At 71.6% G+C, this 21,697-nt stretch carries 21 protein-coding genes; 11 read left to right on the top strand and 10 right to left on the bottom strand.

From position 1 onward, the window contains the following. Positions 1–6: 6 nt before the first annotated feature. Entirely contained in the window at positions 7–1,503 is a 1,497-nt protein-coding gene (locus QUY26_RS12425) for a glycoside hydrolase family 3 protein (RefSeq protein ID WP_289945995.1), read from the top strand. A 344-nt stretch (positions 1,504–1,847) separates the two neighbouring features. Here the strand turns inward: QUY26_RS12425 and nagB are convergent, their stop codons facing one another. Continuing rightward, positions 1,848–2,633, bottom strand: coding sequence for a glucosamine-6-phosphate deaminase (nagB, locus tag QUY26_RS12420; RefSeq protein WP_289945993.1), 786 nt, complete (start codon positions 2,631–2,633; stop codon positions 1,848–1,850). Positions 2,634–3,297: 664 nt separating this feature from the next. Between nagB and QUY26_RS12415 the strand changes: the two genes are divergently transcribed. Then, positions 3,298–4,368, top strand: a complete 1,071-nt coding sequence (locus tag QUY26_RS12415) for an SIS domain-containing protein (protein ID WP_289945992.1) — start codon at positions 3,298–3,300, stop codon at positions 4,366–4,368. 52 nt (positions 4,369–4,420) lie between these two features. Here QUY26_RS12415 and QUY26_RS12410 read toward each other — a convergent pair whose 3' ends face one another. After that, positions 4,421–5,239 (bottom strand): SDR family oxidoreductase, encoded by an 819-nt coding sequence (locus QUY26_RS12410; protein WP_289945991.1) that lies wholly within the window; start codon positions 5,237–5,239, stop codon positions 4,421–4,423. Between the two features lie 113 nt (positions 5,240–5,352). On the opposite strand from QUY26_RS12410, the gene QUY26_RS12405 reads away from it, so the two are divergent. Together QUY26_RS12405 and QUY26_RS12400 are read left to right on the top strand one after the other, a co-directional pair. Next, positions 5,353–5,949: a TetR/AcrR family transcriptional regulator gene (locus tag QUY26_RS12405; RefSeq protein ID WP_289945989.1), complete on the top strand. Its 597-nt coding sequence runs from the start codon at positions 5,353–5,355 to the stop codon at positions 5,947–5,949. Positions 5,950–6,356: 407 nt separating this feature from the next. After that, positions 6,357–7,823 carry a sensor histidine kinase gene (locus tag QUY26_RS12400; RefSeq protein ID WP_289955669.1) on the top strand — a complete coding sequence of 489 codons (1,467 nt, stop codon included), beginning with the start codon at positions 6,357–6,359 and terminating at the stop codon, positions 7,821–7,823. A 264-nt stretch (positions 7,824–8,087) separates the two neighbouring features. Here QUY26_RS12400 and QUY26_RS12395 read toward each other — a convergent pair whose 3' ends face one another. Both QUY26_RS12395 and QUY26_RS12390 read right to left on the bottom strand, forming a co-directional pair. Continuing rightward, a complete protein-coding gene (locus QUY26_RS12395) occupies positions 8,088–8,345 on the bottom strand; it encodes a WhiB family transcriptional regulator (RefSeq protein WP_016639615.1) in 258 nt (85 codons plus the stop codon). 317 nt (positions 8,346–8,662) lie between these two features. Continuing rightward, positions 8,663–9,631, bottom strand: coding sequence for a diacylglycerol/lipid kinase family protein (locus tag QUY26_RS12390; protein ID WP_289945971.1), 969 nt, complete (start codon positions 9,629–9,631; stop codon positions 8,663–8,665). A 102-nt stretch (positions 9,632–9,733) separates the two neighbouring features. On the opposite strand from QUY26_RS12390, the gene QUY26_RS12385 reads away from it, so the two are divergent. Further along, positions 9,734–10,186 (top strand): hypothetical protein, encoded by a 453-nt coding sequence (locus QUY26_RS12385; protein WP_289945969.1) that lies wholly within the window; start codon positions 9,734–9,736, stop codon positions 10,184–10,186. Positions 10,187–10,314: 128 nt separating this feature from the next. Here QUY26_RS12385 and QUY26_RS12380 read toward each other — a convergent pair whose 3' ends face one another. The 3 genes from QUY26_RS12380 to QUY26_RS12370 form a co-directional block, all read right to left on the bottom strand. Beyond that, complete coding sequence (locus QUY26_RS12380; RefSeq protein ID WP_289945967.1) at positions 10,315–11,478, bottom strand: RNA polymerase sigma factor SigF; 1,164 nt, start codon at positions 11,476–11,478, stop codon at positions 10,315–10,317. Next, the gene (locus QUY26_RS12375; RefSeq protein WP_030359877.1) at positions 11,475–11,888 is read right to left on the bottom strand and encodes an anti-sigma regulatory factor; all 414 of its coding nucleotides are present in this window, start codon (positions 11,886–11,888) and stop codon (positions 11,475–11,477) included. The genes QUY26_RS12380 and QUY26_RS12375 overlap by 4 nt, the downstream gene beginning before the upstream one ends. A 243-nt stretch (positions 11,889–12,131) precedes the next feature. After that, positions 12,132–12,392 (bottom strand): UBP-type zinc finger domain-containing protein, encoded by a 261-nt coding sequence (locus QUY26_RS12370; RefSeq protein WP_289945963.1) that lies wholly within the window; start codon positions 12,390–12,392, stop codon positions 12,132–12,134. Positions 12,393–12,438: 46 nt separating this feature from the next. Here QUY26_RS12370 and QUY26_RS12365 point away from each other — a divergent pair, with 46 nt between their 5' ends. After that, positions 12,439–14,037 carry a Na+/H+ antiporter gene (locus tag QUY26_RS12365; protein WP_289945962.1) on the top strand — a complete coding sequence of 533 codons (1,599 nt, stop codon included), beginning with the start codon at positions 12,439–12,441 and terminating at the stop codon, positions 14,035–14,037. A 108-nt stretch (positions 14,038–14,145) separates the two neighbouring features. Here QUY26_RS12365 and QUY26_RS12360 read toward each other — a convergent pair whose 3' ends face one another. From QUY26_RS12360 to QUY26_RS12350, 3 genes are all read right to left on the bottom strand, one after another. Further along, positions 14,146–15,075: a 1-aminocyclopropane-1-carboxylate deaminase/D-cysteine desulfhydrase gene (locus QUY26_RS12360; protein WP_289945960.1), complete on the bottom strand. Its 930-nt coding sequence runs from the start codon at positions 15,073–15,075 to the stop codon at positions 14,146–14,148. Positions 15,076–15,246: 171 nt separating this feature from the next. Further along, on the bottom strand, positions 15,247–15,837 hold the full coding sequence (locus QUY26_RS12355; RefSeq protein WP_289945958.1) for an N-acetylmuramoyl-L-alanine amidase: 591 nt from the start codon (positions 15,835–15,837) through the stop codon (positions 15,247–15,249). Between the two features lie 154 nt (positions 15,838–15,991). Beyond that, positions 15,992–16,225, bottom strand: a complete 234-nt coding sequence (locus QUY26_RS12350) for a hypothetical protein (RefSeq protein ID WP_016639606.1) — start codon at positions 16,223–16,225, stop codon at positions 15,992–15,994. A 393-nt stretch (positions 16,226–16,618) separates the two neighbouring features. Here QUY26_RS12350 and QUY26_RS12345 point away from each other — a divergent pair, with 393 nt between their 5' ends. The 5 genes from QUY26_RS12345 to QUY26_RS12325 all read left to right on the top strand — a co-directional run bounded on the left by QUY26_RS12345 (position 16,619) and on the right by QUY26_RS12325 (position 21,664). After that, positions 16,619–18,025: a family 2B encapsulin nanocompartment shell protein gene (locus QUY26_RS12345; RefSeq protein WP_289945955.1), complete on the top strand. Its 1,407-nt coding sequence runs from the start codon at positions 16,619–16,621 to the stop codon at positions 18,023–18,025. Between the two features lie 148 nt (positions 18,026–18,173). Then, positions 18,174–19,247, top strand: a complete 1,074-nt coding sequence (locus QUY26_RS12340) for a family 2 encapsulin nanocompartment cargo protein polyprenyl transferase (protein ID WP_289955668.1) — start codon at positions 18,174–18,176, stop codon at positions 19,245–19,247. Positions 19,248–19,762: 515 nt separating this feature from the next. Beyond that, entirely contained in the window at positions 19,763–20,362 is a 600-nt protein-coding gene (locus QUY26_RS12335; RefSeq protein WP_289945954.1) for a GNAT family N-acetyltransferase, read from the top strand. Positions 20,363–20,639: 277 nt separating this feature from the next. Beyond that, positions 20,640–21,239: a dihydrofolate reductase family protein gene (locus QUY26_RS12330; protein ID WP_289945953.1), complete on the top strand. Its 600-nt coding sequence runs from the start codon at positions 20,640–20,642 to the stop codon at positions 21,237–21,239. Between the two features lie 44 nt (positions 21,240–21,283). Next, positions 21,284–21,664 carry a hypothetical protein gene (locus QUY26_RS12325; RefSeq protein WP_289945951.1) on the top strand — a complete coding sequence of 127 codons (381 nt, stop codon included), beginning with the start codon at positions 21,284–21,286 and terminating at the stop codon, positions 21,662–21,664. Positions 21,665–21,697: the final 33 nt, after the last annotated feature.

Here is a 21,697-nt window from a genome sequence, read left to right as displayed (position 1 = left end):
CGCACCATGACCTCCAGCTTCACCTCCGGCGCCCCGGACACCCTGACCCGCGACGCCCTGACCGTCCTCCAGCCCGGCTTCGGCGGCACCACCGCCCCCGACTGGCTGCTGCGCCGCATCGGCGAGGGTCTCGCCTCCGTGGGCCTGTTCGGGCGCAACATCCAGACCCCCGAGCAGGTCGCCGCGCTCACCGCCCAGCTGCGGGCCGAGCGCGAGGACATCGTCGTCGCCATCGACGAGGAGAGCGGCGACGTCACCCGCCTGGAGGTGCGCACCGGCTCCTCCTTCCCCGGCAACCACGCGCTCGGCGCCGTGGACGACGTCGCCCTCACCCGGGGCGTCGCCGCGGAGCTCGGCCGCCGCCTCGCCGAGTGCGGCGTCACCTTCAACTGGGCGCCGTCCGCCGACGTCAACTCCGACCCCGGCAACCCGGTCATCGGCGTACGCTCCTTCGGCTCCGACCCGGACCTGGTGGCCCGGCACACCGGCGCCTACATCGAGGGCATGCAGTCCGCCGGCGTCGCCGCCTGCGCCAAGCACTTCCCCGGCCACGGCGACACCGCGGTCGACTCGCACCACGCGGTGCCGCACATCGACGTCGACGCGGACGTCCTGAACGCCCGCGAACTCATCCCGTTCCGGGCCGCGATCGCCGCCGGTACGCGCGCGGTGATGAGCGCCCACATCAGCGTCCCCGCGCTCGACCCGGAACTGCCGGGCACCCTGTCCCGGCGCATCCTCACCGACCTGCTCCGCGGCGAACTCGGCTTCGACGGCCTGATCGTCACCGACGGCATCGAGATGCGGGCCATCTCCGGGACCTACGGCATCGAGCGCGGCACCGTCCTCGCCGTCGCCGCGGGCTGCGACGCGATCTGCGTCGGCGGCGGCCTGCACGACGAACTCACCGTCCTGCGGCTGCGCGACGCCCTCGTGTCCGCGGTCCGCGCGGGCGAACTCCCCGAGGAGCGTCTCGCCGACGCCGCCGCCCGGGTGCGGGCGCTCGCCGACTGGGCCTCGGCCGCGCGCGCGGCCGGTGCGGGAGGTGCGGCGGACCCGGAGATCGGCCTGCGCGCGGCCCGCCGCGCCGTGACGGTCACCCACAGCGAGTCCTCCGCGGGCGCGCTCACCGAGGCGCCCTACGTCGCCGCCTTCACCCCCCTGGCCAACATCGCCGTCGGCGACGAGACCCCGTGGGGTGTCGCCGCCGAGCTGGCCCGCCGTCTGCCCGGCACGGAGACCGGATCCTTCAGCGGCGACGACGCGGGCGCGAAGGCCCTCGCGGCCGCGGGCTCCCGCCGCGTGGTCGCCGTCGTCCGCGACGCCCACCGCCACCCGTGGATGTCCGCCGCCGTCGACCACCTCCTCACCGCCCGCCCCGACACCGTCGTCGTCGAGATGGGCGTACCCCAGTCCAAGCCGTCTGGCTCCCTGCACATCGCCACGTACGGCGCCGCGCGGGTGTGCGGACAGGCCGCGGCGGAGGTGCTGACCGGGGCGTGACCCCGGGGCCTGCGACGGCACCGGCACGGGCACAGGCACCCGGGCGGGCCACGGTGGGCACCGGGGCTGGTCTTGGTGCGGGTGCGGGTGCGGGTGCGGGTGCTGGTACCGGTGCTGGCGCCGGACGGTCCGGCCGGAGCGGTACATGTACGACGGAGCAGTACATGTGCGAAGGAGCCGAAGCCGTACGGGTACAAAGCAGTACGGGTACGAGCAGTACGGGTACGAGCAGTACAGGTACGAGCAGTACAGGTACGAGCAGTACGGGTACGAAGGAGGGGGCGCCCCAGAGCCTGGGGCGCCCCCTCCTTCACCTGCCGCCGTGCGCGGCGCCGCCGTTCTCCCTACAGCCCCTGCCACGCCGGCTTGTTGGCGTACGTGTGCCGGAAGTAGTCCGCCAGCTTCAGCTTGGACGCCGCCGCCTCGTCCACGACCACCGTCGCGTGCGGGTGCAACTGGAGCGCCGATGCCGGGACCACGGAGGCCACCGGACCTTCGACCGTCGCCGCCACGGCGTCGGCCTTGCCCTCGCCCGTGGCGAGCAGCACCAGGTGGCGGGCCTCCAGGATCGTGCCGATGCCCTGCGTGATGACGTGGTGCGGGACCTGGTCGATGTCACCGTCGAAGAACCGCGCGTTGTCCACCCGGGTCTGCTCGGTCAGCGTCTTGATCCGCGTCCGCGAGGCCAGCGACGAGCAGGGCTCGTTGAACCCGATGTGCCCGTCCGTACCGATTCCCAGCAGCTGCAGGTCGACACCGCCCGCCTCCGCCAGCGCCCGGTCGTACGCCTCACACGCGCCCTGCACGTCCTCGGCACTGCCGTCCGGCCCCATGAACGCGGACTCGTCGAGGCCGAGCGGCGCCACGACCTCTCGCAGCACCACCGAGCGGTACGACTCCGGGTGCCCGACCGGCAGTCCCACGTACTCGTCGAGCTGGCAGATGCGGGCCCGCGACGCGTCCACCTCACCCGCGCGGACCTTCTCCGCCAGCGCCTCGTAGATGGGCAGCGGGGTCGAGCCGGTGGCGACACCGAGCAGGGCGTCGGACTTGCGGCGCACGAGGGCGGCCATGGCCTCCGCGATGAGCTCGCCGCCTGCCTTGGCGTCCGGGACGATGACAACTTCCACGCTGGGCCTGCCGATCTGGTGTAGGGGTGTGGGGAGGAGCGGGACTGGCGCTCGGAAGAGTGTGGTATAGACCAATCTAGCAGAGCTGTGCGCCCCTGGTGCAGGGGCCGGACACCTGAGCGTGCGGGGCCGGGCGCCCGGGGGCGGGAGGGATGGACGCCCGGGGCGGGAAGGTTGGACGCCCGACGGCGCGGGGCCCGGACGCTCGATGGTGCGGGGCTTGGACGCTGGGCGGTGCGGGGCTTGGACCCCCGGGGGCGCGGGCCCCGCACCCCTGGCACGCCCACCGCATCAGCGGATTCCCGCCCACACACGCACGCCCTCGTACGTCCATCCTCCGCCCCGCCCCCTGCCCCTAGCCCGCTGCCCAACCCCTCCCTCCCGCACAAGGCCTGGCCTTCCCGCGCCACCCCGCCCGCCGACCCAGCAAGGCCTCCGCCCCGCCATCCCCGCAAGGCCCCCGCCCCGCCAACCGCCCAAGGCCCCCGCCGACCTGCCCTCCCCGCAGGGGCCAGGGCCGACTCCCCTACTCCCAAGGCGCCCGCCCGACCTCTCCTCCCCGCAGGGCCCCGGGCCGACCCTTCTCCTCCCAAGGCCCCGGCCGGATCCCCCACTCCGCCCGGAGGGCAAGCGCTCCCGGCCAGTAGCAAGCACAGTGGGAAGCATGACTGTGATGTCGTCCTCCCCTTACAGCGAGCAGCCCGGCCGCATCATGTCCCGTGAGATGGCCGAACAGCCCGAGGTCTTGCGGCGGCTCCTCGACACCGGTGCCCCGGCGATCCGCGAGACCGCCCGACAGGTGGCCGCGCGAAGCCCCCGCTTCGTCCTCCTCACCGCCCGCGGTACCTCCGACCACGCCGCCCTCTACGCCAAGTACCTCCTCGAAGTCCGCCTCGGCCTGCCCTGCGGCCTCACCTCCATGTCCACGACCACGGCCTACGGCGCCAAGCCCGACCTCCGCGACGTCCTCGTCGTCACCGTGAGCCAGTCCGGTGGCTCACCCGACCTCGTCGCCTCCACCCAGGCCGCCCGCGAGGCCGGCGCCATCACCCTCGCGGTCACCAACAACCCCGACTCCCCGCTCGCCGCCGTCTCCGAGCATCACATCGACATCCTCGCGGGCCCGGAGAAGGCCCTTCCGGCCACGAAGACCTACACGGCGTCCCTGCTCGCCCTCTACCTCTTCGTCGAGGGCCTGCGCGACGGTGAGGGCGCCGCCGCGGGCCCGCTGCCCGACCTCGCCGCCGACCTCCTGGCCCGGCAACCGGAGATCCGGACCCTCGCCGCCCGCTACCGCTTCGCCGAACGCATGGTGATCACCTCTCGCGGCTACGGCTACCCCACGGCCAAGGAAGCCGCCCTGAAGCTGATGGAGACCAGCTACATCCCCGCTCTGGCCTACTCCGGAGCCGACCTTCTGCACGGCCCCCTCGCCATGGTCGACAACATCTCGCCGGTCATCGCCGTCGTGCCGGACGGTAGGGGAGGGGAGGCGCTCCAGCCCGTCCTCGACCGGCTGCGCGGACGCGGCGCCGACCTCGTGGTCATCGGACCCAAGCCCCAGGTGGAGCAGGCCTCCGCTGGATTCGCCCTGCCGACGGACGGCGTCCCCGAGGAGGTCCAGCCCATTCTGGAGATCATCCCCCTCCAACTCCTCGCGTACGAGGTGACGATCGCCCGTGGCCAGGACCCGGACGCGCCCAGGGCCCTCGCCAAGGTGACGGAGACGAGGTGAGGTGACGGGGAGGGGTCGGTGAGGGGAGGGGTGGTGAGGGGAGGGGTGCCACTCAGCTGAGCGAACCTCCCGTCGCGTCCAGCCAGTGCCCGGTCACCCACCGCCCGTCCTCCGAGGCGAGGAACGCGACCACGTCGGCTATGTCCTGTGGTGTCCCCACCTTGCCGAGAGCTGACATGGCCGCCGCGCCCGCCCACGCTTCCTTGTTCTCCTCGCCGCGCAGCCAGGCGGCGTTGATGTCCGTGTCCACGATGCCCGGGGCCACCGAGTTGACCGTGATGCCGCGGGCGCCGAGCACCTTCGACAAGTTCTGCGTGAAGACGTCCAAGGCGCCCTTGGTCATCGCGTACGTCATGATCTGCGGCATCACGGCGGCGCGGGAGAGGCCGGACGAGATGTTGATGACGCGCCCGCCGTCCCGCAGCCGCTCCGCGCCGAGCTGGGTGATGAAGAACGGCGCCTTGACGTTCACCGCGAACAGCCGGTCGTGCTCGTCCTCCTCGGCATCCGAGAACGACAGCGACGTGCCGATCCCGGCGTTGTTCACCAGGATGTCCAGGCCGTCCGCGTGCGCGTCGAACGCCGCCCACAGCGCCGCCGCGTCGCCCGGCACGCCCAGCTCGGCGCCGATCGCGAACGCGGAGCCGCCCGCCCGCTCGATGGCCGAGACCGTCTCCTTCGCGGCTGCCTCATTGCTGCCGTAGTGCACGGCGACCCGCGCGCCGTCCTGGGCCAGCCTCTCGGCGATCCCTCGTCCGATGCCCCTGCTTCCACCCGTGACCAGGGCGGTCTTGCCCGCGAGCCGCTTCGCCCGCGCCTCGTCCTCTCCGAGCCCCGCCGCTGTCTCGGCGGTCCGCGTGCTTGCCGTCATTTCCGTCAGCGCACCCATGATCAGGCGCCCCCCAACTTTCTCTAGTGGTCGCTACACAAAGAACCGTACCCGATCACCCGTCGCTTTTCTAGCGCCCGCTATAGAATTCACTCATGGCGACGAAACAGCGAGGCAGGCCGCGCTCCTTCGACCGCGAGACGGCGCTGGAGAAGGCCTTGCGCCAGTTCTGGGAGCACGGGTACGAGGCGACGTCCGTCGCCGACCTCACCCGCGAGATGGGCATCGGCGCCCCGAGCCTGTACGCGGCCTTCGGCGACAAGCGGACGCTCTTCGAGGAGGTCCTCGTGCGCTACGCGGACTCGTACGGAGCCTTCGGCGGGCGCGCCCTCGCCGAGGAGTCGACGGCCCGCGCCGCGATGGAGCGCGTCCTGCGCGAGGCCGCCGACTCCTTCACCGAGCCGGGGTACCCCCACGGCTGTCTCGTCATCCACGCGGCGACCAACTGCACCACGCCGGAGATCGAACAGACCCTGCGCGAGCGGCGCAACGCGAACGTCGGGACCTTCGCGGCCCGCATCCAGCAAGGCATCGACGCGGGCGAGCTCGCCGCCGGCGCCGACGCCGAGGACATCGCCCGCTATGTCGGCGCGGTCTTCCAGGGCCTGTCCCAGCAGTCCCGCGACGGCGCCACCAGGGAGGACCTGCACGCGGTTGTCGACCTGGCGATGCGCGCCTGGCCCGGGGCCTGAGCGAGTACGGGCACCGAGGGAGGCCGACGCCGGTCGGGTGAGGCCCCGGCCCGGGCTCCCCGTCGAGGCCGGGTCCGCCCCCGATTCTGGAGGAAGATCCGACAACAAACCCCGTCCCGCGCATAGACATGGGGGAATGGTCTAGTCCACAATGCGGGAGTAAAGCTCCGCTCTTCCCGCACAGAAGAGCGGCCGAGGAGCCGACGCTCTCTGCCCTGACCGCGTCGGGCCCTCCTCAATCGGCGGCCGGTACCGCACATTCTGGCTGCCGATGCACCTGAAGGGCCGCGGTGTTGGGGTCGGGTTGAGGGTCCCGCCCCGGCGCCGCTGCCCGACGGGGGACGGCCGTCGCAGGCGGACCCCCGGAGCTGCCCGGACCGCCAGGTACGCTCGCACACGTGCCCTCCATGAACGACCTCGTACGCCAGCACACGGCCCTCGGCGACTCCGACCTCGAGTGGCTGCATCTGCTGGTCTCGGAGTGGCAGCTGCTCTCCGACCTCTCCTTCGCCGACCTCGTGCTGTGGGTGCCCACGCGCGACGGCACGCGCTATGTCTCCGTCGCGCAGATGCGGCCCAACACCGGCCCGACGTCCTACCAGGACGACATGGTCGGCCACCTCGTCCCGCGCGGCCGCCGTCCTCTGCTCGACGCGGCGCTCGACGAGGGGCGCATCGTGCGCGAGGGGGACCCGGAGTGGCGCGAGGAGGTGCCGGTGCGGGTCGAGTCCATCCCCGTACGCAGGGAAGGGCGCGTCCTTGGAGTCATCGCCCGCAACACCAACCTCCTTACGGTGCGCACCCCCTCGCGCCTCGAACTCACCTACCTCCAGTCGGCGTCCGACCTGGCGCAGATGATCGCCGCGGGATCGTTCCCGTTCGAGGGGCAGCAGGTCGACATGGACGCCTCCCCGCGCGTGGGCGACGGACTGCTGCGTCTGGACGCCGACGGCATCGTCCAGTACGCCTCGCCGAACGCCCTCTCCGCGTACCACCGCCTCGGACTCGCCGCCGACCTGGTGGGTCACCACCTGGGCAAGGCCACCGCCGAACTCGCCCCGTCCCGGGGCCCGGTGGACGAGGCCCTGACCAAGCTGGCCAGCGGCTGGGCGCCCCGCGAGTTCGAGATCGAGGGCGGCGACGGCGTGATCCAGCTGCGCGCCATCCCGCTCAAGCCCAAGGGGCCGCGCATCGGTTCGCTGGTGCTGCTGCGGGACGTCACCGAACTGCGCCGCCGCGAGCGCGAGTTGATCACCAAGGACGCCACCATCCGGGAGATCCACCACCGGGTGAAGAACAACCTCCAGACGGTCGCGGCCCTGCTGCGCCTGCAGGCGCGCCGCATCGACTCCGTCTCCGGCCGCGAGGCACTGGAGGAGGCGGTGCGGCGCGTGGGCTCCATCGCGATCGTCCACGAGACGCTCTCGCAGAACCTGGACGAGCGCGTGGAGTTCGACGAGATCGCCGACCGTGTCCTCGCCATGGTCGCGGAGATCTCTCCCGGTACGGTCACGGGTCGGCGTACCGGACGCTTCGGCATCCTCGACGCCGAGGTCGCGACACCGCTGTCGATGGTCCTCACGGAGATCCTGCAGAACGCCCTGGAGCACGGTTTCGCACAGGGGGACACCGGCACCGTCGAGGTCTCCGCGGTCCGCGGCGGCACCGCGAAGGAAGCCCGGCTCCTGATCACCGTCCAGGACGACGGCGTCGGACTGCCCGACGACTTCGACCCGCATAGCTCGGGCAACTTGGGCCTGCAAATCGTGCGCACCCTGGTGGAGGGCGAGCTGGGTGGCACCTTCGACATGGTCAAGGCACCAGAGCGGGGGACCCGGGTCGTCCTGGATATTCCGGTACGCGGCGACAAGTAGCACTCGCACACGATCAGGACGCACAGCAGGGTCGCTCGCACTCCGTGAGGGCCGTGTCGGTCCCGCGCGGCGGGACACCTGGCGCCGCACACAGCAGGAAGCCCCGGACCGTGTCGGTCCGGGGCTTCCTGCTCACGTTGCGATGCGCATCGGGGGTACTGCGCGGCTGCGGCTCGGGGGCGGGGGTTGCGTACGCGCTGTCTACGGAGTAATGCCGTCAGGCACACGCGCCGCCAAGCTCAGGCTCGTAAAGGGGCGTGGGCGTCAGGCGCTGGCCTGGCGCGCCCGGTTGCGGGCGGCGCGGCGCTTCATCGCGCGGCGCTCGTCCTCGCTGAGGCCACCCCAGACGCCGGAGTCCTGGCCGGACTCGAGCGCCCACTGCAGGCACTGCTCCATGACGGGGCAGCGTCGGCAGACGGCCTTGGCTTCCTCGATCTGCAGCAGCGCAGGACCGGTGTTGCCGATGGGGAAGAAGAGCTCGGGGTCTTCCTCGCGGCAAACGGCGTTGTGACGCCAGTCCATGGCTGCTACCTCTCCTTGGTCTTACATGAAGATTGCTTGTGAATGTGAACGCTTTCACGAATCCCCCCGCGCGGGAAGGGCCGACTCCCAGTTGCCTGGTGTGGACCTTGTGATGAGGAGGGGTTCTGGCTATCTGTAGAGGCCGATGTTGCGGGCCGTCCCGATCGCCATGTAGAGATTCGCAAACCTCGGCGGCGGATACAACCCCTTCCGGAAAGTTTTTTTTGATTCCTCGGTGTCGACTGAGTCACAGCCGTACTTCCATGGGGTGGATCCTGGCCTAAACGTTCGAGTGAAAGGACTTTAGGCCCTTCCACTCACACAATCACACGCAGTGCACGGCGTACGCCTGTGAACGTCACGCTCGTCCGCAGCCCCAGGTGGTCACCGTCCATCTGGAGGGGGAGGGGCACCTTCGAATGCAAGGTGAAGTCCGTCAGGTCGTGCAGCGAGACGGCGTTCTTTCCGTGGGGCCCGCGTTCGGGCGTCGACCGCAGCAGCTGAGTGCCGTACCGGGCCACGGAAGCCGTCGAAAGACGCTTGAGCCCGAGCACGTCCAGGCCGGTCTCGAAGGACGCCTTCGGGGACGCGTACAGGGGGCGATTGCCCAGGTAGGACCAGGGAGAGGTGTTGCAGACTATGGACATCACGAGGTCCGTCACCGGCTCCTCGCCGGCCCGCTCCAGCGTGATCGAGCCGTGCCTGCGGTCGCCCTCCCCGAGGAACTGGCGTACCACCTGGCGCACGTAAAGAGCGTGCGTCGAGCGCTTGCCGCGCTCCCGGTGCTGTTCGACCCTGCCGACCACACCGGCGTCGAATCCCAGCCCCGCCGCGAACGTGAACCAGCGTGACGGCACCGCCTCGTCGTCCGTACCCGGGGTCCCGGAGACCCGTCCGAGGCTCACTGTGCGTTCACTTCCGTCACGCAGTGCGTCCAGGAGGGCGCCGGTCGCCTCCACGGCGTCGTTCGGCAGACCCAGGGCGCGCGCGAAGACGTTCGTCGACCCCCCGGGGACGACGGCGAGGCGGGGCAGGTTCTCCGGAGAGGGGCCATTGTGCAGCAGACCGTTGACGACCTCGTTGACCGTGCCGTCGCCGCCGAGGGCCACGACCAGCTCGATGTCCTTGCTCTCCGCGGCCTGCCGACCGAGGTCGCGGGCGTGGCCGCGGTACTCCGTAGTGACCGCTTCCAGCTTCATCTCGCTCGCGAGCGCGTGGATCAGTACGTCACGTGTGCGCGCACTGGTAGTAGTAGCCGCCGGGTTGACCACGAGGAGTGCACGCATGCGCAGCAGACTACCTAGCGGTCTTTACCCGGCCCAGACCGAGGTCTGGCCCGAACCCTACCGACGTGCCGCTCCCCGGGCGCCCGGGGCTACCCTCGATGCGTGAGCACTGAGCCGAAGACCACCCCCGAAGCCCCCGCGTCGGGCCCCCGCCCCGGGCGCCTCACGGCCGCCGCGGCGCTCGCCGCGCTGGAGGGCCTGGCCCTCGTCGTCGGCGGTGCCTACATGCTCGTGATGGGGCTCGCGGGCGACCCCGACAACCCCCGCCAGGCGACGACGGGCGGCGTCACGCTGATCGTCCTCGCGCTGCTTCCGCTGCTCGCCGCGCGCGGTCTGCTGCGGTTGCGCAGCTGGGCGCGCGGGCCCGCGATCATCACGCAGATCATGGCGCTGCCCGTGGCCTGGCAGCTGCTCCAGGCGGACAGTGCGATGATCCCCGGTGGCATCGCGCTCGCGGCGGTCGCGGTCGCGACGCTGGTGCTGCTGATCCACCCCGCCACCACTGAGGCGCTCGGCATCGGCAGGCCCGGCGACGTACAAGAAGGCAGCAAGTAGCCGCGCCCGGGGGGCGAGGAGCCGCTTGGACCGGTACGCGGTCGTGGACGCCGCTGGGGGCGGAGAGGACATCCTCTCCGCCCCCAGCGGCGTCGCTGCGCGGGCCGTGCTGCCCGGTCGCGCCTCGCTCACTCCTCCACGAGGAGCTTCTCCCGCAGCTGCGCCAGGGTGCGCGCCAGCAGTCGGGAGACATGCATCTGGGAGATGCCGACCTCCTGGGCGATCTGCGACTGCGTCATGTTCCCGAAGAACCGCAGCAGCAGGATGCGCTTCTCGCGCGGCGGCAGGTCCTCCAGGAGCGGCTTGAGGGATTCGCGGTACTCGACGCCCTCCAGGGCCTCGTCCTCGGTGCCGAGGGTGTCCGCGACGGCCGGTGACTCGTCGTCCGTGTCCGGGACGTCCAGGGACAGGGTGGAGTACGCGTTCGCCGACTCCAGGCCCTCCAGGACCTCCTCTTCGGAGATCGCCAGTTTCTCGGCGAGCTCGTGCACGGTCGGGGAGCGGCCGTGCAGCTGCGACAGCTCGGCCGTGGCCGTCGTCAGCGCGAGCCGCAGCTCCTGCAGACGCCGCGGCACCCGCACCGCCCAGCCCTTGTCGCGGAAGTGGCGCTTGATCTCACCGACGACCGTCGGGGTGGCGTACGTGGAGAACTCGACGCCGCGGTCCGGGTCGAACCGGTCCACCGACTTGATGAGGCCGATCGTGGCGACTTGGGTCAGGTCGTCCAGGGGCTCGCCGCGGTTGCGGAAGCGGCGGGCCAGGTGCTCCACGAGCGGCAGGTGCATGCGGACCAGCTGATTGCGCAGCTCCGCGTACTCCGGGCTGCCGTTCTGCAGGGCGCGCAGCTCGATGAACTTCGCCCGTGCGCCGCTGCGGTCCTGTGGATCGTGCCGGCTGTGCTGCTCGTGCTCGCTCATCGTCCCGCCCGTCACCCGCCGCCGCCCTTCTGGGGACCCGCCCCCAGTGCTGGACGCCTGGGGGGACCCCCTGCGTGCGGCGCCTGCTTGGTCCTGTCGCCCGCTCGGTCCGGACAGCTCGTCGGCCCCGTCCCCGGCGGTCGGCTCTGCCTGCTCTCGTGCGGCGGCCGTCGCCGCCGCACGCTGACCCTGCTGCTCCGGGTCCTGTGGGTGCGGCCTGGCCTGCTGCTCGGGAATGCCGCCCGGGGCAGGTCCCGGTTCCACCGGACCGCGCCCCGAGGCCGGCCGCGTGCCGCCCCTGCCGCGGGCGGGCAGACCGTGTGTGCCACGTGTGCCGCGCTCTTCGTCCCGCACCGGCCCGTCCCCGTTCCTCACGCCGGCCCGGGTCCCGCGCCGCGCTGTTTGTAGAGGCTGATCGAAACGGTTTTGTCATCGGCGACCGAGGAGTTGACCTTGCCCGCGAGGGCCGAAAGGACAGTCCATGCGAAGGTGTCGCGCTCCGGGGCGCGGCCGTCCGTGGTGGGCGCCGAGACGGTCACTTCCAGGGAGTCGTCGACGAGCCGGAAGACGCAGCTGAGCACGGAACCGGGCACGGCCTGCTGGAGCAGGATCGCGCACGCCTCGTCGACAGCGATGCGGAGGTCCTCGATCTCGTCCAGGGTGAAGTCCAAGCGCGCCGCGAGGCCGGCCGTGGCCGTACGCAGCACCGACAGGTAGGCACCCGCAGCCGGAAGGCGGACCTCCACGAAGTCCTGATTCCCGGGCTCGCCTGCGATCTGGGACACCCTCACCTCCAAGGTGGTACAAGCACTTTCGGGGCTCCGGCCGTCGCGCCGCGGCGGTCCGGACTGCGTCACACGGGTGACGCGCCACGTTTTCAGCGGTGACGCTACCGCGCTGCTCAGTTCCGTGTCCCGGGGCCCCACCCCGTTGCTGTCACTCATAGTAAGCCTACGGGTACGGACAGTGGCTAGGGGTTTCGCGGACCCAATTGGAAAGAACGAGCGTCGGGTTGACGTACCCAGGCCTCAGACGATCGAACCGTCGACAAAGCACCAACGCCAGTTCTCACCGGGCTCGAAGGTTCGCATCACCGCGTGACCGGTCTCTTTGAAGTGCGCCGTCGCGTGCTGGAAGGGCGAGGAGTCGCAGCAGCCCACGTGCCCGCAGAGCAGGCACAGCCGCAGTTGCACGGGGTGGCTGCCGACCGCGAGGCATTCCGGACATGTTTCGCTCAGGGGTGCGGGTTCGGGGTGGGGCAGCGCGCTGACGTGCGAGCACTCGTTCATGATGGCCAGGTTACGACGGGAGAGCGGACGGCGGAGGGCCTTGCCGATGGACGTACTGCCCCTGGTGGCGCTGATCGCCGCGAGTGCCGCGGTCGCGGGCGCCGCGCGCCGCACCCCGGTCCCCGCGCCGCTGCTCCTGGTGGGGGTGGGCCTCATCGCGGCGTACGTCCCCGGGGTGCCGGAGTACCACCTCGACCCGCACGTGGTGCTGCCGCTGATCCTGCCGCCGCTGCTGCACACGGCCGCCCTGGAGAGCTCGTATCTGGACCTGCGGGCCAACGTGCGACCTGTCGCGCTCCTCTCCGTTGGTTACGTTCTGTTCGCGACACTCGTCGTCGGCTGGCTCGTGTATCTGCTGATCCCCGATCTTCCGCTGACCGCCGCGCTCGTCCTGGGGGCGGTGATCGCGCCGCCGGACGCCGTGGCCGCCACCGCCATCGCGCGCCGTGTCGGACTGCCTTCGCGCATCACGACGATCCTCCAGGGCGAGTCCCTGGTGAACGACGCCACCGCGATCACCGCCTACAAGGTGGCGCTCGCGGCGGCCGTCGGCGAGGGGGCGAGCTGGGGCGGCGGCGTCCGGGAGTTCCTGGTGGCCGCGGTCGGCGGCATCGGTGTGGGGCTGATCCTGATGGTGCCCATCCACTGGCTGCGCACCCACCTGAAGGAACCGCTGCTCCAGAACACGCTGTCGCTGCTCATCCCCTTCGTCGCCTACGCCGCCGCGGAGCAGTTCCACGCCTCCGGAGTGCTCGCCGTGGTCGTGGTGGCCCTCTACTTGGGGCACCGTTCCTGGCAGGTCGACTTCGAGACGCGGCTCCAGGAGGCCGCGGTCTGGAAGGTCGTGGGCTTCCTCCTGGAGTCGGCGGTCTTCGCGCTCATCGGGCTGCAGCTGCCCGTGGTGCTCGGGGAGCTCGGCGAGTACAGCGTCGGGCAGGCGATCTGGTACGCCGTCGCGGTGTTCGTGTGCGTCGTGGTGGTGCGCTTCGTGTGGTCGTATCCGGCGACGTATCTGCCGCGCGCGCTGTCGGCGCGGATTCGTGAGCGCGAGGGCGACATGGACTGGCGGCGGCCGCTGATCGTCAGCTGGGCCGGGATGCGGGGCGTGGTGTCCCTGGCGATCGCGTTCTCCATCCCGCTGATGACGGACGACGACGAGCCCTTCCCGGGGCGCAACCTCGTGCTCTTCCTGACCTTCACGACGGTCATCGGGACGCTGGTGGTGCAGGGGCTCTCGCTGCCGTGGCTGATCCGGGTCCTGAAGGTGCCCGGGCGGGACGCGCAGGCGCAGACGCTGGCCGAGGCGCAGGCCCAGAACGCCGCCTCGCAGGCCGCGGAGGCCCGGCTGCGGGAGCTGATGGAGGACGAGCGCAACCGGCTGCCAGGGCCCCTCGAGGACCGTCTGCGCACCGTTCTCGAACGGCGCCGCAATGCGGTGTGGGAGCGGCTCGGCCAGTCCAACCCCGTCACGGGGGAGTCCGCGGACGACACCTACCGCAGACTCGCGCGCGAGGCGATCGCAGCGGAGCGCGAGGTGTTCGTACGGATGCGGGACGAGCGGCGCATCGACGACGAGTTGCTGCGCACCCTGCTGCGGAAGCTGGACCTGGAGGAAGCGGCGGCCCACCGGGAGGTCGAGGAGTGAGCCGGAGGCATGGCCTCGCGAGGCCGAGGCTGAGGTCGGGGGCCCACGGCCATGGAGGTGTCGAGGCTGAGGTCGGGGGCCCCACGGCCATAGAGGTGCTGGCAGGGCTCAAAGGGCCTGGGGCGGGCAGCCGGGCGGCGTGCCCGTGATGACCGCCGTGACCGTCGTCCCCGGGGCGAATGCACCCTCTTCGGAGAGTGCGGTCAGCGCGTACAGGAGCTTGGCCACGTACACACGCTCCACGGGGAGTCCGTGGCGCTGCTCGAAGTCGTCGGCGAAGGCGTTGAGTTCGCCGGTGGCGCGGGCGTAGCCGCCGCAGTGGAAGCGGTCGTCGAGGGTCCAGTTGGTACCGGGCGCGCCGAAGGCGGCGCGTTGCAGGCCCGCTATCTCCGGGCCGAGGAAGCCGCCCTTGAGGACGGGTATGCCGAGCGCGCGCTGGTCGGCGGCGAGGCCCGCCGCGAGGCCCGCGAGGGTGCCGCCGGTGCCGCAGGCGACGGCCGCGACGTCGGTGCGGCCGCGCAGCTCCGCGCCGAGGGCCGTGCACCCCTGGACGGCGAGGGAGTTGCTGCCCCCTTCAGGGATGACGTACGCGTCCTCGGCCGCCGTCCGCCGCTGGAGCGCGGCCAGGACCGAGGGATCCGCCTTCTGCCGGTACGTCGATCTGTCGACGAAGTGCAGCCGCATGCCGTCGGCCGCGCACTGGGTGAGGGAGGCGTTCAGAGGGCGGTCGGCCAGTTCGTCGCCGCGCACCACGCCGACGGTGGCGAAGCCAAGGAGGCGGCCTGCGGCGGCGGTGGCCCGCAGATGGTTGGAGTAGGCGCCGCCGAAGGTGAGCAGCGTCCGGTGGCCCGCCGCCCGCGCCCGCTCCAGGTTGAGGACGAGCTTGCGGTACTTGTTGCCGGGCAGGTCCGGGTGTATCCGGTCGTCGCGCTTGAGGAGCAGGTGGATGCCGCGGGCCTCGAAACGGGGGTCCGAGACCGGCTGGAGCGGAGTGGGGAGCCGGGGCCGCAGGGCGGAGGTGGGCGGGGTGGCGGGCACCCCGCCATTCTCCCTCGTGGTGGGCGGGTGGGGTCCGGTGGAACGTGACGGAGCGAAGGTGGGGGGTTGGGGAGACCGCGGAGAGCCGCGGACGGAGGAAGGCGGACAGAGGGAGAGCGGGAAGGGGAAGCGAGGCGCGGGAAGGCTGAGTGCCTGGCCGGGCCTCGCGGACTACTTCAGCCGCTCCTCGATCCGCTCCCGCATCGCGTCCATCGTGAACCCCTTGGGGTCGATCTTGCCGGGCTGCCACTCCAGGTGGCCGATGACGGAGCGCTCGGTCCAGCCGTGGTGGCGGCAGACCGCGGCCGAGACCCTCTCGATGGCGTCCAGCTGTGCCTCGGACCAGGGGTCGGTGCCGTTGCCGAGGTTCTCGCACTCGAAGCCGTAGAAGTGGCGGTTGCCGTCGGTGTTGGCCTCGTTGTCCGGAGGGAGGCGCTTCTCCGCGATGACGGCGCGCAGGACGTCGTCGTCGCCGAGTCCGGCGTGGTTGGCGCGGCCGTAGCCGACGAGGTGGACACGGCCGTCCTTGGTGATGACGCCGTGGCAGAGCGGGCCGGGCAGGGTGGAGTGGCCGTCGCGGCAGATGCGCACGGTCTGTTCGGTGCCGGACGTGACCGTGTGGTGGATCATCACGCCGTGCACCGGGCCCCAGGGGCCCACGTGATTGCGGTTGTGCTTGCGCCAATTGCCGACTTCGACGACCGTGACGCCTTCGTCTCTCAGAAGGTCCAGGAACCTGTTCGCGGACATGGGTGGGGCCATGACCGCCTCCTTTGCGGGCGCGACGGTCGCCGGTCGCGGCCGCCTCGTACGCAGCTTGTACCGGAACCGCCGGCGCCCGAACCATCTGTTCGGGCGCCGTGCGAGTCGATCCGGTCAGCTGGAGGGCTGGTCGGCGCGGGTCCGCGCGGGGCGGTCAGCCGCGCAGGAAGCCGTCGCCGTGCGTCGCGATGTGTGCCTCCAGGGCGGACAGCGCCTGCTGGGTGGCGTCCGGAGTGCCGCTGCCGCGGCGCTCCGCGTAGTACGCCGCGCCGAGCTGCTTGAGCAGGTCGTTGCCCGCTCGCTGCGCCTGCACGTCGTCCAGCTTCTGCTTGCCCTGGGTGAGACCTTGCTGCACCTGTTCTCTGGCGCGGTCCAGGAAGCCTGCCATGTCGCTTCTCCCGATGGTTCGGTGCTGATGGTGCGTACGCTGCGCTCGCCCTTCTGAACGAACGCACGGATCTTGGAGTTCCCCTTCGCCCCGCCGCCGTATCCGGTGGGCGTCCGTGTCAGCCGGTCGGCCCGCACCCCAGGGGTTGGCCGGAATCGTTCGGCTCGGCGGCTGATATTCCGCTTCCAGGTGCGAGGGCAACGCCTTCCGGAGGCGCCTGGAGCGCCGCCGCCGAGGGTCCTGGACGGACGTACGAGGGAACGGGCCTGGTTGGCGGCAACGTGCCCCGTTCGCCTCGATCCATTCCCGCTCATTTGTGTAATGGCGTGCGCACTCACCGTGCTGGAAGGGTTGCGAGCCAGGTCAGCGCATGATTTTGGGAGGGCATTTTTCATGTCGGTAGGCGAAGAGATCCGTTCGGAGCAGGACCAGCCGCAGCAGAGTCTCGGCACATCCGCCGCGCGGAATCTGGCCACCACCACGAAGTCCGCGCCGCAGATGCAGGAGATCAGCTCCCGCTGGCTGCTGCGGATGCTGCCCTGGGTGCAGGTGCAAGGCGGTACGTACCGCGTGAACCGCAGGACGAGCTATTCGGTCGGGGACGGCCGGGTCACGTTCGTCAAGACGGGAGACCGCGTCGAAGTGATCCCCGCCGAGCTCGGCGAACTGCCCGTCCTGCGGGACTTCGAGGACCAGGAGGTCCTCAGTGAGCTGGCGCGCCGCTGTCAGCAGCGTGAGTTCGAGGCCGGCGGAGTGCTCACGTCGTTCGGCAGCCAGGCGGACGAGGTGTTCCTGCTGGCCCACGGCCGCGTCGAGAAGGTGGGAACGGGCCCCTACGGAGACGACACGGTCCTCGGCACGCTCGCCGACGGCGCGTACTTCGGCGAGCAGGCCCTCATCGACCCGGAGACCATCTGGGAGTACACGGCCCGCGCGGTGACGGCCTGCACGGTCCTCACGCTCCCGCGCCAGGACCTGGAGCAGGTCGCGGAGCGCTCCGAGTCCCTGCGCGCCCACCTCGACCGGCTGCGGGCCCTCCCGGCCCAGCGCACCAACAACTACGGAGAGGCCCCCATCGACCTCTCCGCGGGCCACAGGGGCGAGGCGGTCCTGCCGGGCACCTACGTGGACTACGAGTCGCGGCCGCGTGAGTACGAACTGAGCGTCGCCCAGACCGTGCTGCGCATCCACACGCGCGTGGCCGACCTCTACAACCAGCCGATGAACCAGACCGAGCAGCAACTGCGGCTGACCGTCGAGGCCTTGAAGGAGCGCCAGGAGCACGAGCTCATCAACAACCGCGAGTTCGGACTGCTCAACAACTGCGAGTACGACCAGCGCCTGCAGCCGCACGACGGCGTGCCGAGCCCCGACGACATGGACGAACTGCTCACCCGCAGGCGCGGATCGAAGCTGTTCCTCGCCCACCCGCGCGCGATCGCCGCGTTCGGCCGCGAGTGCAACAAGCGCGGTCTGGTCCCCGAGACCATCGACGTCTCCGGCCACCGCATCCCCACCTGGCGCGGCGTGCCGATCTTCCCGTGCAACAAGATCCCGGTGACCGAGGCGCGCACTTCCTCGATCATCTGCATGCGTACGGGCGAGGACGAGCAGGGCGTCGTCGGACTGCACCAGGCGGGCATCCCGGACGAGATCGAGCCGAGCCTGTCCGTGCGCTTCATGGGCATCAGCGACCAGGCGATCATCTCCTACCTGGTGTCGACGTACTACTCCGCGGCCGTCCTGGTGCCGGACGCCCTCGGCGTCCTGGAGAACGTCGAGATCGGCCGGTGGAGGTGAGCCGACGCCCTGCCGGGACGGGCGGCGGGCCGCCGCCCGTGCCCGCGGGCACGCCAGCGGGTACACCCCTGGCGTGCGCGCCCGCAGGCCCAGGATCCGCCACCGTCCGTCGCCCCGCCGGAGTGAGTCCATGACGGACACCACGGACATGACGGAATGCGCACCCCGCCCCCGCGGGCGGGACCTCAAGGAGCAGATCCTCGGGGAGGGGCACGAGGCCGCGGAGATCCTGACGTCGGCGCGGCTGTGCGTCGACCCGGAGCTGCGCGCCGCGGTCGAGTCGCTGCCGGGTTCGCTGCGCCGCATCGCGCTGTACCACTTCGGATGGGAACACGCCGACGGCACGCCCGCGGCCGGGAACGCGGGCAAGGCCATCAGACCCGCCCTCGTCCTGGCCGCGGTGCGGGCCCTCGGCGGGGACCCGCTGAGCGCGGTGAGGGCGGCCGCGGCCGTGGAGCTGACGCACAACTTCACGCTGCTCCACGACGACGTCATGGACCGCGACGCGACCCGCAGGCACCGCCCCACCGCGTGGTCCGTGTTCGGCGACTCCGACGCGATCCTCGCCGGGGACGCGCTGCAGGCACTGGCGCAGCGGCTGCTCGCCGAGGACCCCCACCCGGGGGCCCCGGCGGCGGCCGCCCGCCTGGCCGCCTGCGTCGTCGAGCTGTGCGCGGGACAGCACGCCGACTGCGCCCTGGAGAGCCGGGGTCCGGACGAGGTCTCGCTCGCGGAGTGCCTGACCATGGCCGAGGCCAAGACCGGCGCGCTCCTCGGCTGCGCCTGCGCGATCGGCGCGGTGTACGCGGGCGCGGGGGCCGACACGGTGGAGGCACTCGACGGGTTCGGGCGGCAGGCCGGGCTCGCCTTCCAGCTCATCGACGACGTCATCGGCATCTGGGGGGATCCCGCGCGCACCGGCAAGCCCGCGCGCGCGGACCTCGCGGTCCGCAAGAAGTCGCTGCCTGTGGTCGCCGCGCTGGCCTCCGGCTCGCCCGAGGGGGCGGAGCTCGCCCGGTTCTACGGCCGGAAGCCGGACCAGGGCGACCTGGCGCGGATGGCTCGCGCCGTGGAGGGGGCCGGGGGCCGGGACTGGGCGCAGCTCCACGCTGCGGACCGGATGTCGCGGGCGCTCGGAGAGCTCGCCCGCGCGGTCCCCGACCCGGAGCGTGCGGGCGGCCTGCTGGCGCTCGCGGAGTTCGTCACACGCCGGTCGCACTGACCGTCAGGGGGATCCCGGCGGGGCGTGAGAGGGGGCGCTCCGCCGGGAGTTCGACGGTCGTCGTGGGGCAGCCGGTGGTGCGGGAGGGGGTGGGGTGCTGCCGGTCGGCGTGCGGTCAGGGGCCGCACGCCGACCGGCTCGCCGTGCGTCGCGGGCAGGCCGGACAGGCGCCTGGCAGGAGCTGGACTGGAACCGGACAGCCAGGCCGGCCGCCCTTCAAGCGGGGCCCACGCGCCCGTCGTCGCGCGCGAAGCGACCACCTAGGCTGCAACTGGCGGCGCCGGGCCCGGGGTTGGCGGTCCTGAGGCCTGAGGCCCGAGGCCTGAGGCCCGAGGCCTGAGGCCTGAGGCCCGAGGCCTGAGGCCCGAGGCCTGTGGGCGCGGGGCGAGGGCGTGAGGCCGGTGGGCCCGGGGCGCGGCGTGAGGCGGCACGGCGGCAGCCGGGCCGGTGCCCGCGCGCCGCCGTCCCTCGGTCCCAGCAGCGCCGAGGCGAGGACGAGGCGAAGGGGAGACGTCATGAGCGTGCCGATCCGGAGAGCCGAGGAGAGCGACAGGGCCGAGGTGGTCGCTCTGCTCGACGAGGCGTTCATGTGGGATCCGGTGAGCAGTTGGCTGTTCCCGGACGAGCAGTGGCGGCGGAAGCGGCACGCCGGGCTGATGGAAGCCTTCCTCGACATGGCCTTCGCCGAGGGGTACGTGGACATCGCCGAGGACGGCTCGGGCGTCGCCCTGTGGTGGTCGGTGCTCGCGGGCCCGCCGCCCGAGGACGCCGCCGACGGTCCCGTACAACTGCGACAGGCCGTCGACCCGGAGAACGAACGCGTCGAGACGATCGGCCGGTTGACGTCGGAGATCCACCCGTCGGACCGGCCGCACCAGTACCTGCACATGATCGGCGTGAAGCCGGAACGGCAGGGCCAGGGCATCGGTGCGGCGCTGGTCGCGCCGGTGCTCGCGCGCTGCGACCGCGAGGGGCTGCACGCCTACCTGGAGGCGAGCAGCGCGCGCGGCCGTGAGCTGTACCTCCGCCTCGGCTTCACCGACATCGGTGGCCCGCTCGACCTGCCGGACGGGCCGAGGATGTGGCCCATGTGGCGCGAGCCGCAGGTGGTGTGACGCGCGCAGGGCTCGTCCCGAGGTCTGGTGGAGGCCTCGAAGACCCTGAGGAACCCGAAGGCCGAGGCCCAGAAGGCCCTTGGCCCGGCCCCGGGAACGGCCCCGGCACAGGGAGCCATGACCCCCGGGGCCTTTTTCTGCGTCTGTTTCTGCGTCTGTTTCACAGAAACCCTTGAAACCACTGCGAGTGAAGCACTATAAATGCAGTACTTCGAGTCGAGGTGGCCACGGTCACCCCGCCTCACCCCCTACTGTCATCTGCGGAAAGAGAATCAGCTTGCGAAAGCTCACCTACTTCGTCGCCGTCTCGATCGACGGCTTCATCGGGGACCCGAGTGGCGACGCCAACTCGTTCATGCCGTTCGTGGACGAGGAGTTCCTGGGGTTCCTCAAGTCCGAGTACCCGGAGACCGTCTCCGCGACCGGACGCAGGATCCTCGGCTTCGGCGATGACGTGCCGAACCAGAAGTTCGACACCGTCATCCAGGGCATGGGCAGCTACCAGCTCGGCCTGGACGAGGGCGAACCGAGCCCCTACGGACACCTGCGTGAGTACGTCGCCTCCCGCAGCATCGGGACGTCGCCCTCCGCGAACGTCGAGATCGTCGCCGACGACCTGCTCGGCAAGGTCCGTGCGCTCAAGGCCGAGGAGAGCGAGCTCGGCATCTGGCTGTGCGGCGGCGCGCAGATCGCCGGTCAGCTGATCGACGAGGTCGACGAGCTGGTGCTCAAGACCTATCCGGTGCTGCTCGGCTCGGGCATGCCCATGTTCGCGGGCGTGGAGTCCGCCGTCAGCGAGTTCGAGCTGACCTCGTCCCGGGTCTTCGGCAACGGCGTCGTCGTCCGTACGTACTCCCGCAAGCGCGGGAAGGACTGACCGCTGGGCTGTCCGACCTCGGGGAATCGCTCTACCCTTGGACCATGGGCAGCGACGGACGCCGGTCCGGCCCCCGTCCGCAGAGCGACCCCGTGTGCGAACACTGCGGACGGCCCGTCGGTACGGCCATCAAGCGGCGCAAGGTGCTCGGGGCGTACGTCCCCGTGTGGGGCCCGGCTCCTTGCCGCAACCCGGAGTGCGACGCGTGCGTCGTCGACGAGCAGCCGGACGAGAAGCGGCGCGCGCGGCGCGGGCACAAGAGCAAGTACAAGCGCGGACATCTGCCGAGGTACGCCCCGGGGTCGGGCACCGAGCCCGCCCCGGCGTCCGGCGAGAAGCCCCCGCCCGAGGCCGACCTGGAGTCCGGCGCGCCCCCGGCCGCCCCCCAGGCCGAACCACGCACGGAGCCCCAGCCCGGCCCCTAGCAGCGCCTTCCCCGCGCCACCCCTGACTGTCAG

Source organism: Streptomyces flavofungini, from assembly GCF_030388665.1.
Lineage (GTDB): Bacteria > Actinomycetota > Actinomycetes > Streptomycetales > Streptomycetaceae > Streptomyces > Streptomyces flavofungini_A.
The sequence above is the reverse complement of the archived record's forward strand: the minus strand, read 5'-3'. Positions and strand labels throughout refer to the sequence as shown.